Consider the following 13,396-nt stretch of genomic DNA (forward strand, 5'->3'; position numbering starts at 1 on the left):
ATTTCGGAGAACGTCCATGTTTGACACACCTCGACTGACCAAGACCACGCTGGCGCTGGTCCTGAGCCTGGCGGCCGGCAGCGCGCTGGCCGCCATTACGCCCCAGCAAGCCCAGCAATTGAAAACCACACTGACGCCGCTGGGCGCTGAACGTGCAGGCAACGCGGCCGGTACCATTCCCGCGTGGGACGGCGGCATCACCCAGGCTCCGGCGGGCTACAAGCCAGGTCAACATCACCCGGACCCATACGCGGCGGACAAGCCGCAGTTCACCATCACCAAGGCCAACCTTGAGCAGTACAAGGCCCACCTAAGCCCGGGTCAGATTGCGCTGTTCAACAGCTACCCCGACACGTTCCAGATGCCGGTCTATCCGTCTCGCCGCTCGGGCTCGGCGCCGCAATGGCTGTATGACAACACCTTCAAAAATGCGACCTCGGCCAAGCTGCTCGACGGCGGCACCGGATTTTCCGACGCCTATGGCGGTGTGCCGTTCCCGGTGCCCAAGGATGGGATCGAGGCACTGTGGAACCACATCACCCGCTATCGCGGCACCTATGTGGTCCGTCGTGCGTCCGAAGCGCCGGTACAGCGCAATGGCAGCTTCGCGCTGGTGACCTCGCAGCAGGAAGGACTCTTCAACTATTACCGGCCGGGCGGGCAGTTTGCCGACCTGAAAAACATCCTGTTCTACTACTTGGCGTTCGTGAAAAGCCCGGCCCGGCTGGCTGGCGGTGCGGCGTTGATCCACGAGACTCTCGACCAGCTCAAGGACCCGCGTCAGGCCTGGATCTACGACGCCGGCCAACGCCGGGTGCGCCGCGCGCCGAACCTGGCGTATGACACGCCAATCGCCTCGTCCGACGGCCTGCGCACGGCGGACGATACTGACCTGTTCAACGGCTCACCGGATCGTTACGACTGGAAGCTCAAGGGCAAGCAGGAAATCTACATTCCCTACAACAGCTACAAAGTCGGCAGCCCCGACGTGAAGTATGCGCAATTACTCACACCGGGCCACCTCAACCCGCAATACACCCGTTATGAGCTGCATCGGGTCTGGGTCGTGGAGGGCACGCTCAAACCAGGCTCGCGGCATATCTATTCCAAGCGTGTGCTGTTTCTGGACGAAGACAGCTGGGGCGCCGCACTGGTCGATCAATATGACGGGCGAGGGGAGTTGTGGCGGGTGTCGATGGCCTACCTGAAAAACTTCTACGACCTGCCGACCACCTGGAGCGCGCTGGACGTCTTCCACGATTTGCAGGCGCGCCGCTACTACGTGCAGAACCTGGATAACGAAGAGCCGGCCACCGTGGACTTCACCCAGCCAGTACCGGAAGACGCGTATTTCATGCCCTCGGCATTGCGTCAGCGCGGGACGCGGTGAGTGGGGCACAATAGCCGGCGTTTTCATTGATTGCAGGAGGCATCATGGCCAGCATCACGATTCGAAACCTTGACGACCAGATTAGCGAACAACTTCGTATGGCCGCCGCCCACCATGGGCATTCGATGGAAGAGGAGGCGCGCCTGATTCTGGAAAAAGCGTTGGCAACTGTCGACCGCGCAGGAGGACTTGGAAGCCGGATTCGCGACAGATTTGGCGCAAGTGGCGGTGCTGAGCTCAATCTGCCTTCGCGAGAAGAGAAAGCAACTGCTGCGGTGGCTTAAATAGCCTTCGTGAGAAGGCTCGCACATAGGGCCGGCGTCGACTACATCGCCGTGGTTGACGCCAATCAGTGGGGGCGTTACTCCGGCATCGAACGGAGGATGTCCGCCAAATCGTCCTTGGTGATTTGATTGGCTTTTACGGCGCCAGCGACATCTTCCTTGGACAGGGGGAAGCGCTTGAACATGTCCTTCAACGTGTCGGCATCGATATTCGATAGCCAAAGCGGATCAATCAACGCGCCACCGTACTCTGGCTTCATCGGCACTTCTTCGTGGGCGATAACGCCTTTGTGATTCAAATAAACCAGATAACGATCGAATCCATCGGGGTGGCTTTTATCGTAATAGAGCGTTGTTCCGAGGGGCAGCACGTAGTCATGTTCATCGCCGTTGCGCCCTTCGATCAGAAGAGGCTCGGTGGTTTTGATCATTTGCCGGCCATAGGCGCTCGATACATTGCTCAGCACAACAGCTGCCAGCACGGCCACATTCACCAGCACCAATACGGCCAGCCCTAGAAAGATTCGCTTGTTGGTAGACAGTCTTTTTGTCATGTAGCGCCTCGGGATTTTCTTCGAGCTTAGCGGGTGCCGGGCGGAGGGAGGTAATCGTCGGGTTTGATGTTGGCCGTCAGGGCCTCTTCGCGGGCAAGCCTCGCTCCTACAGGATTCGCGTCGACCACGCTGGTCGTTCCCACGCTCCGCGTGGGAATGCAGCCCGTGACGCTCTGCGTCACATTCAAAAGCGGACGCAGAGCGTCCATTGAGGCATTCCCACGCGGGAGCGTGGGAACGATCAGACGGTGAATGTCAAACGCGGAAGTGGCTGACCATCTGCTGCAGCTGACCACCCAGGCGTGCCAGTTCAACGCTGGACGCGGCGGTTTCGTCGCTGGCGGCGGCGGTCTGTTCGGAGACGTCGCGCACGTTGATGATGCTGCGGCTGATCTCTTCGGCCACGGCGCTTTGCTGTTCGGCAGCGGCGGCGATCTGCTGGTTCATCGACTGGATGTTGGACACCGTGCGGGTGATGTTTTCCAAGGACACGCCGGCCTTGCGGGTCAGGGCGACGCTGCTGTCGGTCAGGGCGCGGCTGTTGTTCATCACCGCTGACACTTGTTGCGTGCCGTTCTGCAAGCCAGCCACCAGGCCTTCGATTTCTTCGGTGGATTTCTGCGTGCGTTGGGCCAGGCCACGGACTTCGTCGGCGACCACGGCAAAACCACGACCGGCTTCACCGGCACGGGCCGCTTCAATTGCAGCGTTGAGCGCCAGCAGATTGGTTTGTTCGGCCACGGCCTTGATCACGTCCATGACGCTGCCGATCTTGTCGCTTTCCTGTTGCAGCACGCTCATGGCTTCAGTGGAACGCGCCACTTCGGTGGCCAGGCGTTCGATCTGGGCGATGGCTTCGTTGACCACCTTGTCGCCGGCGCGGGCTTCGCTGTCAGCGGCGGCGGCTGCCTGGGAGGCTTCTTCGGCGTTGCGCGCGACTTCCTGCACCGTGGCGGTCATCTCGTGCATCGCAGTGGCCACCTGATCGGTTTCGATCTTCTGGCTGTTGACCCCGGCGCTGGTTTGTTCGGTCACGGCGGACAACTCTTCGGCGGCGCTGGCAATCTGGGTAACGCCGTCGCGGATGCCGCTGATCAAGTCCCGCAGGGTCACGCCCATGCGGCCGATGCCTTGCTGCAACACACCGAGTTCGTCACGGCGGGTGACTTTGACGTCCTGGGACAGGTCGCCGCTGGCGATACGGTCGACCACGGTCATGGTTTCGCGCAGCGGGCCGGTGATCTGACGGGTGATGACCACGGCAGCAATCACGCCTACCAGCAACGCCAGCAAGGTGCTGATCAGCTGAAAGGTGCGGGCTTGAGTGCTTTCGATGTCACGACGGTCGAGCTGGAACTGGTAGAGCTTGTCGCTCAGGTCGACGATGGCGGCGCCCTGGTCGGTCATGTCCTTGCGCACCCGCACGGCGTCGGCGGTGGCGCTTTTAAACGCCAGCAAGGCGCTGCGGTAATTGGTCAGCGCAGTGTCCAGCTGGCGCAGGGCGTCTTGCTGGGTGTCGGCGAAATGCACGTTCAGTGGCTTCAGGCTGGCGATGGCCGCGTCCAGTTGGCCGACGGCTTTTTGCTCGGTCTCGGCATTGGTGGTGGCGGTGTAGCCGCGCACTTCGTAGCGGGCCAGCATGAACGCTTCCTTGGCCGCCGTAACTGCCTGGAACTGTTCGAAACGCTGATCGCTCAGGGGCATTTCCTGAACCCGTGTGCTGATCGTATTGATCAGCGTGTTGGCGGCTTCGGCGTTTGCGCCCATGGCGTCGCGGGCGCTGTTACCGGTGCGGTAAGCGTTGCGCATTTCCTTGAGCGAGGCCTGATAAGCGGCGATGACCGCGGCCTGCTCTTTAAGCATTTTGACGTTTTCAGGGTTTTTGAAGCTGCCCATCAGTGCGGTTTGTTGCGCCGCGAAACTGTCGAGGGTGGTCTGCACATTCTGCGCGGCGGTTTCGTCGCCGTTGGTCAGCATGTATTGCAGGCGCACCACGCGCAGCTTGGTCAGGCCGGCATTGAGCTGGGTGATGTCGCTCATCCAGTTGCTGCGGTCGATCAAGCCGCCCAGGCTGGTCCAGCCGGTGAGGGCCAGGACGCAGGTCAGTGCCAGGACCAGGCCGAACCCCAGGCCCAGTTTGAGGTTTACGCTGATGTTGCCGAACCAGCTATTCATCACAATTCCTCCAGGAACGTTGTGTTTCTTTATCGTCAGTTGGCTGGAAGATTGTTGTTTTTAGGTGCCAGCAAGGTGTGTTGCAGACCTGTATCGGCCGCAATCCCGAGAGCTGAAAGGATTTTGTCGGACAGAACCTGTAACAAGGTATTGGGAGGGGTTTAAGCTTTTTTTCACATGGGTTTCACTCGTTGGGGACGCTTGTCTCTCTACCCTCGCGGCATCTAGTGACAGGTGCGACATGCCGGCGAGGCGGCTTGATGTGGAATTGAGACTGAGTCTGTTCGGGATAAAACGCTCGATTGATCTGAGCCGTTTTGCCCGTTATCGCAACGCATTGGTGGTGCTCGCCTCGGCGCTGTTGGTCATTCCGCTGACCTTCTGGCTGCTGGCGCCCACCGCCGTGCCGGACCTGGCCCATGGCAACGTGGCTGGCGCCAAGGCGTTGATGTCTGGCTGGGCCAAGGGCGACATGATCGTACTGGTGCGCCACGTCGAGCGTTGCGATCACTCCAGGGCCGCCTGCCTGAGCGGCAACGATGGCATCACCGATCGCTCCCGTGGCGTCGCGGTGGCCGTCGGTTCACACTTCGAACGCCTGGGCCTGGCCAAGGCGGATATCTACAACAGCCCGATGGTGCGTACGGCTCAGACTGCCGGCTACATGTTCAATTCGGTTGGCGCTGGTGAAGACTGGTTGATCAGTTGCAAGGGCACCATGCTGCGCGATGCTCTGGCGCACAAAGTGCCGGGCCGCAACCTGATCCTGGTGACCCACAGCGAGTGCATGACGGAACTGGAAAAAAGCATGAACGTTTCGACGGACACGCTGGGTTATGGTGCTTCTCTGTTCGTTTCCACAGAAACACCTCAAGCGCCCACCATTCTTGGCTACATTGAGGCCTCCGACTGGCACTCGGTGACGACCCGATAATTTCCCTGACTCAGGATTTACGATGCAGACAGCTTCCTCTAATCGCTTTTACTGGGTGAACTTCGGTATTCCGCTGGCCTGCGCGGCGGTGGTGTTCCTGATGTTCGACATGACCAAAATCGACATCGCCTTCAGCAATCTGCTGTTTGACCCGGTCGCCCAGATCTTCCCGCTCGACAAGGTGCACTTCTTCGAGAAACTGACCCACAAGTGGGCGCGGATCATCCCGAACTGGACAGCGGAAATAGCCCTGATCGGCGCGATGCTGTCGTTTGTCTGGCCGCTGGTCAACCCGCAGAAGCACCCGCGACTTGGCGGTTTTCTGGAGCGCAGCAAAGCCGCACCCGTGCTGCGCTTTGCCAACGATCATCGTCGCGATTTTCTGTTCGTGGTGTTCGCGTTTGCCATTTGCACCGGGGTGATCCATTTCCTCAAGGCCCACACCAGCGTCTATTGCCCGATTGAAACGACCCTCTATGGCGGAAAACTGGCCCACGTGGAGTGGTACAACAACTTCCAGCTGTTCAAGGAAGCGGGCGACGGTCGCTGCTGGCCGGGTGGGCATGCCTCGGGCGGGTTCACCATGCTCGCGCTGTACTTCGTGGCCCGACGCTACCGCTGGCGCTTCTCGAAAGCCGTGATGTGGGGTTCGTTGCTGCTCGGTTTCATCTACGGCACCGCCCGGGTCCTGCAGGGCTGGCACTACATGTCCCACACCTTCTGGGCCGGGATCTTTGTGTGGCTGGCGTGTTTGCTGACGGCGCTGGCGTTTTATGGGCGGGTGCGGCTGGAGAAGCCGGTGCTGCAAAAGCTTGAGCGAGCTGAACAGGTTGCGCAGCCGCAGGTTGCTGGTTGATTTAGAGAGCCTTGAACGACAAAACCCGCCAGCCCTGATCCAGGGTGGCGGGTTTTTTGTTGTCTGGCTTGGGAGCAGGCGGTGGCTGGGAGATTACCTTCGCGAGCAAGCTCGCTCCCACAGTGGATCTTCGGTGTTCATGCGATCAGTGTGGGGGTGAGCTTGCTCGCGATGAACGATTACGCGGTGTCACTCCCCGACGAAGTAATACGGCTGCCGCCCGACCATCATGATTTTGAGCACCTTCAGCGGCGCGGCCGGTTCGCTTTCGCCAGACATCACCGCCACGTTGGTCGGCGATGCCTTCAGAAACTCATGCAACTGCGCCTCGGTGTCCAACCCCTTGAGCACCTTCTGCGTATAGAACACGGTGGCACCGCCGACCCGTTCATTGGCCTGGAACAAGGCGACTTGCTGCCCGTTGGCCTGTAGCGTCTGAATCTGCTCGGTCAGCGGCAGGAAGGACAACGCGACGTCAGCCCGGGGCATTGCCCATTGCGCGGCTGCCAGGTAGCTGGCGATCACCACCGCGAGCAAACCCGCGGCCAAGCCTTGTCGGTGTCGGGCGATACGGCCGACCAGGGTAGAGGCACCCTCGCGGGCCTTCAGCCTTTCAAGCAGGACACGGGCATACTCCGCCGCAATCACTGCCGCCGCAGGCGTCATCGACATCAAGTACACCGTGCGCTTGCTCGACGCCAACGTCAGCATGACGAACTGCGCCAGGATCCACAGGGTGAAAAACAGCAAGTAACGATTGGCCATCAGGCTTTTGCGAAAGTGCCACAACCCCAGGTACACCAGAATGTTCCAGGGCAGGAACGCTTCCGGCAACTTGGCCAGGTAATAGTAGAACGGCTCGTAATGTCCGGCTTCGACGAACGAACCGTTGAAACGACCGACGCTGTTGGTCAGCAGTACTTCGCCTACGGCATGTGCGCCGCCGCGTTGATAGAGCACGGCGAGCCAGATCATCAGCGGGATCAGCCCCACCAGCGTCAACAGGCCGGGACGTAGCCAGTCGGTGATTTTCAGGCGTTTGTCCATCAGGCTCTCGGCCAGTAAAAACGCGAAGATCACCACGCCGGGCATTGCCAGTCCCAGCACGCCTTTGCTCAGGGTCGCAATGGCAATCCCGACAGCGAACAACAAGGCGTTGCCCACCGTGGAATGCCGCTGTCCCTGAAAAAAAGCCAGCAGTGCCATGGTCACACCGAGAGCGAGCAAGGCGTCTTCACCGACACCACGCACGTTGCTCCAGTAACTGGCCATGGTCGCCAGCAAAATCCCGGCGGTCCAGGCAATGGCCTTAGGCCGACCAAACCGGCGCAGCATGCCGTACAACACCATCACGCTGAACAGCCCGGCAAATGCCGAGGCCAACCGCACTGCCCACGGCGTGCCGCCAAAGGCACGGATCGCCCCGGCATCGAGCCACAGGCTCAGGGGCGGTTTCTCCAGGAAAGGTTCGCCGAACAGGCGTGGCGTCACCCAGTCATCATCCAGGTGCATTTCCATAGCGATCCCGGCGACCCGGGCTTCGGTGGAGCCTTGCAGTTGATGATTGCCCAGGGCGAAGAAAAACAGCAGGACGGCCAGCAGAAACAGTGAAGAGGCGGCACGCGACATAGGCTTCTGTTACCGGACAAGGAAACGGGAAGCCCGAGCATACGGGGCGAATGCTTAACAAATTGTGAACGGATACGACTATTACGTGAGCGGTCGGGACCAGCGCTGTTCCAGGGCTTCAAAGCGCTCATTGATCAACGCTGTCAGCACATGATCCTGCCAGCGCCCGGCGATACTCAGGTAGGCCTTGGCGTAGCCCTCACGTTCAAATCCCAGGCGATCGAGCAACCGCGCACTGCGTTCATTGCCCGGGATGTAATTGGCCATGATCCGGTGCAGTTGCTGCTCTTCGAACATGTAGCGGATGCCCGCTTCCAGGGCTTCCTGCATCAAGCCCCGGCCCTGATGGGATTCGTCGATGTGGTAACCGAGATAGCAGGCCTGGAACGCCCCACGGGTGATACCGCTGAAATTGCAGGCGCCGATCATCTGGCCGTTGTCCGGGTCCAGCAGCGCGAAATGTACTGCCAGGCCGGCGGCAAGAGCGCTGGCTTGCACTTCAAGACGTGGGCGGATGCGTTCAGGGCTGTGGTAATCGGCGGGGCGAATCGGGGACCAGCGGGCGAGGTGCCTTTGATTGCGCCGGTAGAAGTCGCTTTCCAGTGCCGCCTGTTCAGGGTCGAGCACCGCCAGCGTCAGGCGTTTGCAGGGCAGGGACAACAGCGGCATACAGCGCTCCGGTTCGCGGGGATCGTCGCGCAAGCATTACGTGGCCAGCGGAAAAATTCAAACCACCAGCGGCAATGTCACGATAAAGGTACTGCCCTGGCCATCGCCGTCGCTCATGCCGACGACGGTGCCGCCATGGGCTTCGACCAGCTCGCGAACCACCGTCAGACCGATGCCCAGGCCGGCGCCGTTGAAGCCGATGGCATGCACGTCTTGCACAAATGGCTCGAAGATAAACGGCAAGGCCTGGGCGGAGATGCCGATGCCGTCATCGTAAATACTCATCTCCAGCACATCGGCTGTGGCCGTGACCGACAGCGTGACATGACCCCCGGGCGGTGTGTACTTGGCCGCATTACCCAGCAGGTTGCCGAGGATCTGCGTGAGGCGCACCGGGTCGCCGTCCACCGTCAGCGCGCACGAGGGCAGCACGGCGTTGAAATGCAGCTGTCGGGTGTTCATCACCGGGCTGCACACTTCGATAGCCCCCTGGATGATCTTGACCATGTCGACGATCTGGCGGTCGAGGCGCAGTTTACCGGTGCTGGCGCGGGACACGTCGAGCAAGTCGTCCACCAGCCGCGACATGTGCTGCACCTGGCCTTCGATCAGCGCCTGCATGCGCGGCAGCTCTTCGCTGGGTACCCGCACCAGCCGGCCGGCAATCATGCTGATGGGCGTCAGCGGGTTGCGCAGCTCATGGGCCACCAGCGTGAGGATGTTGCGTTGCTGCGCCAGCGTGTGTTCGGCCGAGGCTTGCAGGTTTTGTGCGCTGAGGGCGGCGATCACCAGCTGTGAGTTGGCCTCGCGCATCTCCAGGAACAGCCGTTGCTCCTCTTTCGAACGCAGGGGTTTTTCTGCGTCCGATTGCGCCAGGAGAATCGCCAGCACCAATTGCTGATTGGCTTCAACCAGTTGTTCGATTTGCTGGGCGTCCACCAACCGATTGTTGGTGTCGCTCATTTCTTTTTGCAGCGCCGCCAGCACCGCGCGCGCTTCGACGGTTTTCTGGCCGATCAGGAACAACTCGCGAGCGGCTGTCGCCATCGCTTGTGCGTTCGTGCCAGTGGCCTCAGTCATAGTCCTTGTTTACACCTTGTCTTGGCTGGCGAGCTGCCGTGTGGGGCGGCCCCCGAGCAACCCTTCCTGATCCGGCAACATATCACCGACTTGCAGGCCTTTATCGTCGATGCTGTAAAGGCGCAGTTCATCGGAGTGAGCGCTGGCGCGCACCTTGACCACGGCCATGATGCGCAGCAAACGGCTCTCTACTTCAATATAGCGCTGAACGATGATGGCGTCGGTCAGGAACGCCGTGCCGTAAGGGCTGAAACGCAAGTCGGTATAGCGGTCTTCCAGCTCCGACGTCATCAACACGCTGACCCCGGCACTGGTCAGTGCAGTGACCATGCGCGACAGCGACTCGCGGAAGTCTTCGCGGAAGGTCGGCGCCAGTGCCAGTTCGAAGCCCGACAGCGAATCGATCACCACGCGAGTGGCTTTCAGTCGGCTGATTTCGCTGAGCAGCAACTGGACGATTTCGTCGATGGACAGGTCCGGCGCGCGGCTGTCTACCAAACTGACCTGACCACTCTGGATCAGGTTGGCCAATGTGGCGTTTTGCGAGTGGTTGGGGCGTTGTTCGAACACCGCGATCACACCGGTTTCGCCATTGCGTGCGCCTTCGGCGAGGAAGGTCGCCGCCAGAATGCTTTTGCCCGAGCCCGATGGCCCTGCGACCAGCAACGAATAACCCCGGGGCAGACCGCCGCCGAGCATTTCGTCGAGCTGCGGCACGCCCATTTTCAGGCGTTTGATCGGGAATTCCAGCGGCGCTTCAACCAGGTTGAAGGGTGCTGGCGCAAAGACCTTGATCCCCGACGTGGCGATGCGGAAGGTGTGCAGCCCCGGCAATGTCGGCTGGCCGCGCATCTTCATGATTTCCATCTTGCGCACCATCGAGTTGCGCTGGACGCTCTGGCGCAGCCAGATCAGGCCGTCGGCCACGGTGAAAATCGGGTTAGTGTCGGTTTCGGTGAAATATTCGCCAATCAGGAAGGTCGTCGCCTGCCAGGTGGTCATCAACATGCCCAGTTGCTGAACGAACTGCGGCAGGTTGTTGTTGGGGTTGTCCTGGGTCTGGCTGGCCAGCACCACGGAGCGGAACGAGTCGACAAAGACCAGTGACGGAGAGTGAGCCTCGACCTCACTGACGATGCGCCGCAGCACCTCATCCAGATCCCCGGCCAGGGTATCGTCGGCCAGGTTGACGTAGCGAATCGACTGGTTGATCGCTTCGCTGTCGAAAAAGTCGAATTGCTGCTGGTAACGCAGCATCTTCAGCGGCGGCTCGCCGAGTACGGTAAAGAACAACGCCGGGCGTTCAGGCGTTGCCAGAGCAAACATCATCTGATGCGCCAGGGTGGTTTTGCCGCAGCCTGGGGGGCCGGCAATCAGGTTGAACGAAAACTCCGGCAAACCTCCGCCCAGCACCTCGTCCAGTCCTGGCACGCCGGTAGCCAGTCGGTTGATAGTCACTTTGGTGCTCATGGCGAATTTTCCTGCGAAAGGGTGTCGCTCAAAGAAGGTTCCCACATGCCACGAAGCAAACGTGCGGTGAGCGAAGGCCCGATCAGCGTTGTCAGTAACTCGTAAAACGTGGTCAGCAGTACTTCACCGAAGAACAGTGCTTCGACTTCGCTTTGCTCGACGAGTACGGATTTGAGGGCAATCAGATCCAGCGCGGCCTGCACACTGTCATAGGTGCCGGCCAGACGCGGATGGGTGGAGACGCAGAGGTGGAGGCTGCGACGAAAGAGCGCGACAACCCCTTGCTGGCCGATGATAGGCGTGAGGGCTGTGTTCATATCCTGCAAGGTGGAAACGATCGCCTGGGCGATTCTTGCAGTGTCAGCGTTGGGACCAACACGGTGCGCCAGAGAAGCTACGATCTGGCGGCTCTCTTCGCTTAGCGTGGACATGGCTAACTGATATCTGATTGACAGGTACTGATGGTACACCCTATGGAGGGTGGGGGAGTGATTTGCATCAGTGATTGCGCAAAGGTGGGTAAATCGGGCACTTCCAGGCTGTGGATCTATAAAATCCACGGATTTACCGCACAAACCTTTGAATCTCGTCGTGGTGGGCGAGCATGGAGGCTGTTTTAAGGATGAACATGGATTTTTCGTTTGCTACAGACCAGCCCCTGATGAGTTTGAGGGCGCCGGATCCCGCGTTGTATCGACTGAAACACTCGTAGGAGCTGCCGAAGGCTGCGATCTTTTGATCTTGATCTTAAAAAAACCAGATCAAAAGATCGCAGCCTTCGGCAGCTCCCATCGGGGGGCAATCGCCAGGCAAAAAAAAGCCCGCGGGAGGGCGGGCAAACCGTAGTTTCTTGAATGAGCGAGGGCACTGTACCGGTTGGCGCGGGGCGATTGGGTGAAGAAAAATTCATCTGCTGGGGCCCATCGCAATGTTTATGGCAAATGATCCGCCGCAAAGTCCGCCTCCGAGCGCGCCTGCAAGCGCCCCTTGCGACAGGCCTTCTGAAAAAGCTCGAAGTCCTGCTCGTTCTGTCGGGTATAGCCTTTGGCGTACTTGAACAGCGCATCGGCCAGCGCATCGCTTTTGCCGATGTAACCGCTGACCTGCGCGGCGTGCCCTGACGATTTGGCGTGGGCCCGGGCCAGGGCGCGGCCACAGGTCCGTCCGTAGGCGGCGAAGGTTTCTGCGTCGAACGTCTCGATTTCCGCCGAGACTTTCATGTCCCGAAGTTGGCGCACATAAAAGTGCCGACCACTGGGCCCGGTGGTCCAGCCGAGAAACAGGTCACTGGCCGATTGCATCAACCGTTGGCCATTCACCACGCGCTGACCCTCGTGCTGCCCCCGCGACTTGGTCTTGATGTAACCGGCGAGCACTGAGCGTCGTGCTTCCTTGAATTGCAGGAACAGCGGGTTCTCCTGTTCGTCGGTCAACAGCGCCACCAGGCAACGCGTGCCGACACTGCCCACGCCCACCACTTTGAACGCCATATCGTGGGCATGAAACCGCGACAACAACTCACGCCGATCCGCTTGCAGGGTGCCTCGATAGTCGCCCATGAACGTCTCGAAAAGCGGCTTCCAGTCCGAGAGTCGCAGCCAGTCATCATCGGCATCCAGCAGCGTGGTGTTTTTATGCAGGTGGAAGATTTCCGGCAAGTCATCGCGAATCGTCAGACGGCCATTGGCGTCACGCTCGCAGATTTTTGGCAGCAACTCGGCGTGGGTGCGTCGTTCGGCTTTCTCTATGGCCCGCTCCACATGTTCCAGCGTGGCTTTGCTCGCTTGCTCCAGCAAATCGTCATAGCTGATGGACTCGTACCAGGTTTCCATGGCGCTCTGCTCAGCGCACTCGGCCATGGTCTTTTGATAGGCCGCGACCACTTGGCGGCAGACCTCTTCCTCGACCGTGTCGCCGTGCCGCAGGTCCTTCGCCGCTATCAGGAAACTCGCCACCAACCTTTTAAGATCCCACTCCCAGTGCCCAGGGTACGCTTCGTCGAAGTCATTGAGGCTGAACAGCAGATTGCGCTCCGGCGTGGCGAAACCGCCGAAGTTCATCAAGTGACTGTCACCGCAAATGGGTGATATCAGCCCCATGCTGGAGGTCCCGGCCAGGTCGTGAGCCTGGAGCAGGGCGTTGCCACGATAAAAGGTGAAAGGCGAAACCAACATACGGCCGTAGCGCAACTCGATCAGCGACTTTATACGGCCCTCGCTGGACACCTTGATCAATGGCAGCGGGTCGCGGTTGATGTTGCCGAGGGACGACTGGGTGTTGCGGGGGCAGTTTTTCCGCGCGTCCTTGCCTTGCTTGAGGCGGTCTTTGAGGGTGGTCATGGGGGGCTCATCGGTT

General features: G+C 60.1%; 12 protein-coding genes and 1 pseudogene. 4 read left to right on the forward strand and 9 right to left on the reverse strand.

Annotated features, from left to right (window positions below):
• Positions 1 to 16 precede the first annotated feature (16 nt).
• Both ACA071_RS03915 and ACA071_RS03920 read left to right on the forward strand, forming a co-directional pair.
• Positions 17 to 1,390 carry a DUF1329 domain-containing protein gene (locus ACA071_RS03915; RefSeq protein ID WP_497643222.1) on the forward strand — a complete coding sequence of 458 codons (1,374 nt, stop codon included), beginning with the start codon at positions 17 to 19 and terminating at the stop codon, positions 1,388 to 1,390.
• A gap of 44 nt (positions 1,391 to 1,434) precedes the next feature.
• Positions 1,435 to 1,674 (forward strand): FitA-like ribbon-helix-helix domain-containing protein, encoded by a 240-nt coding sequence (locus ACA071_RS03920; RefSeq protein ID WP_497643223.1) that lies wholly within the window; start codon positions 1,435 to 1,437, stop codon positions 1,672 to 1,674.
• 77 nt (positions 1,675 to 1,751) lie between these two features.
• On the opposite strand, the gene ACA071_RS03925 is transcribed toward ACA071_RS03920, so the two are convergent.
• The 3 genes and pseudogenes from ACA071_RS03925 to ACA071_RS03935 form a co-directional block, all read right to left on the reverse strand.
• Positions 1,752 to 2,228 carry a hypothetical protein gene (locus ACA071_RS03925; protein ID WP_497643224.1) on the reverse strand — a complete coding sequence of 159 codons (477 nt, stop codon included), beginning with the start codon at positions 2,226 to 2,228 and terminating at the stop codon, positions 1,752 to 1,754.
• 255 nt (positions 2,229 to 2,483) lie between these two features.
• Positions 2,484 to 3,347 carry a methyl-accepting chemotaxis protein gene (locus ACA071_RS03930; RefSeq protein WP_497645266.1) on the reverse strand — a complete coding sequence of 288 codons (864 nt, stop codon included), beginning with the start codon at positions 3,345 to 3,347 and terminating at the stop codon, positions 2,484 to 2,486.
• A gap of 42 nt (positions 3,348 to 3,389) precedes the next feature.
• Positions 3,390 to 4,403: pseudogene (locus ACA071_RS03935) on the reverse strand (methyl-accepting chemotaxis protein); the annotation flags it as partial.
• Between the two features lie 262 nt (positions 4,404 to 4,665).
• Here ACA071_RS03935 and pmrG point away from each other — a divergent pair.
• Both pmrG and ACA071_RS03945 read left to right on the forward strand, forming a co-directional pair.
• On the forward strand, positions 4,666 to 5,337 hold the full coding sequence (gene pmrG / locus ACA071_RS03940; RefSeq protein ID WP_497643225.1) for a lipopolysaccharide core heptose(II)-phosphate phosphatase PmrG: 672 nt from the start codon (positions 4,666 to 4,668) through the stop codon (positions 5,335 to 5,337).
• A 22-nt stretch (positions 5,338 to 5,359) separates the two neighbouring features.
• A complete protein-coding gene (locus ACA071_RS03945; protein ID WP_497643226.1) occupies positions 5,360 to 6,193 on the forward strand; it encodes a phosphatase PAP2 family protein in 834 nt (277 codons plus the stop codon).
• Between the two features lie 189 nt (positions 6,194 to 6,382).
• Here ACA071_RS03945 and ACA071_RS03950 read toward each other — a convergent pair whose 3' ends face one another.
• The 6 genes from ACA071_RS03950 to ACA071_RS03975 form a co-directional block, all read right to left on the reverse strand.
• Positions 6,383 to 7,822, reverse strand: coding sequence for an ArnT family glycosyltransferase (locus ACA071_RS03950; RefSeq protein ID WP_497643227.1), 1,440 nt, complete (start codon positions 7,820 to 7,822; stop codon positions 6,383 to 6,385).
• Between the two features lie 81 nt (positions 7,823 to 7,903).
• Positions 7,904 to 8,491: a ribosomal protein S5-alanine N-acetyltransferase gene (gene rimJ, locus ACA071_RS03955; protein ID WP_497643228.1), complete on the reverse strand. Its 588-nt coding sequence runs from the start codon at positions 8,489 to 8,491 to the stop codon at positions 7,904 to 7,906.
• Between the two features lie 57 nt (positions 8,492 to 8,548).
• Positions 8,549 to 9,571, reverse strand: coding sequence for a sensor histidine kinase (locus ACA071_RS03960; protein WP_497643230.1), 1,023 nt, complete (start codon positions 9,569 to 9,571; stop codon positions 8,549 to 8,551).
• Positions 9,572 to 9,580: 9 nt separating this feature from the next.
• Positions 9,581 to 11,041, reverse strand: coding sequence for an ATPase domain-containing protein (locus ACA071_RS03965; RefSeq protein ID WP_497643231.1), 1,461 nt, complete (start codon positions 11,039 to 11,041; stop codon positions 9,581 to 9,583).
• On the reverse strand, positions 11,038 to 11,472 hold the full coding sequence (locus tag ACA071_RS03970; RefSeq protein WP_497643232.1) for a hypothetical protein: 435 nt from the start codon (positions 11,470 to 11,472) through the stop codon (positions 11,038 to 11,040). The genes ACA071_RS03965 and ACA071_RS03970 overlap by 4 nt, the downstream gene beginning before the upstream one ends.
• A 501-nt stretch (positions 11,473 to 11,973) precedes the next feature.
• Positions 11,974 to 13,380 (reverse strand): DUF2252 domain-containing protein, encoded by a 1,407-nt coding sequence (locus tag ACA071_RS03975; protein WP_497643233.1) that lies wholly within the window; start codon positions 13,378 to 13,380, stop codon positions 11,974 to 11,976.
• Positions 13,381 to 13,396 lie beyond the last annotated feature (16 nt).

Source organism: Pseudomonas sp. LBUM1646, assembly GCF_059716165.1.

Bases quoted from the DNA above. Each gene is read 5' to 3' on its own strand.
- ACA071_RS03930 (WP_497645266.1), bottom strand. From the start codon at position 3,347: ATGGGCGTGACCCTGCGGGACTTGATCAGCGGCATCCGCGACGGCGTT.
- ACA071_RS03945 (WP_497643226.1), top strand. From the start codon at position 5,360: ATGCAGACAGCTTCCTCTAATCGCTTTTACTGGGTGAACTTCGGTATT.
- ACA071_RS03975 (WP_497643233.1), bottom strand. From the start codon at position 13,380: ATGACCACCCTCAAAGACCGCCTCAAGCAAGGCAAGGACGCGCGGAAA.
- ACA071_RS03915 (WP_497643222.1), top strand. From the start codon at position 17: ATGTTTGACACACCTCGACTGACCAAGACCACGCTGGCGCTGGTCCTG.
- ACA071_RS03925 (WP_497643224.1), bottom strand. From the start codon at position 2,228: ATGACAAAAAGACTGTCTACCAACAAGCGAATCTTTCTAGGGCTGGCC.
- rimJ (WP_497643228.1), bottom strand. From the start codon at position 8,491: ATGCCGCTGTTGTCCCTGCCCTGCAAACGCCTGACGCTGGCGGTGCTC.
- ACA071_RS03960 (WP_497643230.1), bottom strand. From the start codon at position 9,571: ATGACTGAGGCCACTGGCACGAACGCACAAGCGATGGCGACAGCCGCT.
- ACA071_RS03970 (WP_497643232.1), bottom strand. From the start codon at position 11,472: ATGTCCACGCTAAGCGAAGAGAGCCGCCAGATCGTAGCTTCTCTGGCG.
- ACA071_RS03965 (WP_497643231.1), bottom strand. From the start codon at position 11,041: ATGAGCACCAAAGTGACTATCAACCGACTGGCTACCGGCGTGCCAGGA.
- ACA071_RS03950 (WP_497643227.1), bottom strand. From the start codon at position 7,822: ATGTCGCGTGCCGCCTCTTCACTGTTTCTGCTGGCCGTCCTGCTGTTT.
- ACA071_RS03920 (WP_497643223.1), top strand. From the start codon at position 1,435: ATGGCCAGCATCACGATTCGAAACCTTGACGACCAGATTAGCGAACAA.